The sequence below is a fragment of the Mixta theicola genome, from assembly GCF_002895925.1.
GTDB classification, from domain to species: domain Bacteria; phylum Pseudomonadota; class Gammaproteobacteria; order Enterobacterales; family Enterobacteriaceae; genus Mixta; species Mixta theicola.
In genome coordinates, this window is sequence record NZ_NWUO01000070.1 from 1 (window position 1) to 207 (window position 207).

Genomic DNA, 207 nt, shown 5'->3' on the forward strand with positions numbered 1-207 from the left:
TGCGCCCCGTCAAACTTAAACGCCAGCGGATCGCGGCAAATCAGTTCGCCATGCTCATTGATATAAAACAGCCCGCCTTTTGACCCAGAAAAACCGTCCAGCATCACCACTTCACCATGGTAGATCATGTTTTTCAGTTTTTCACGCGCCTGCGGCCCGTGCGGCGGCAGCTGATTGGTATAACCGTTAAAGGCGCGTTCCTGCATA

General features: G+C 52.7%; 1 protein-coding gene. It reads right to left on the bottom strand.

Annotation, left to right across the window (positions count from 1 at the left end):
• Positions 1 to 207, bottom strand: a 207-nt coding sequence (locus COO59_RS21020; RefSeq protein WP_476738908.1) for a DUF8093 domain-containing protein, incomplete at both ends; no start/stop codon positions are given.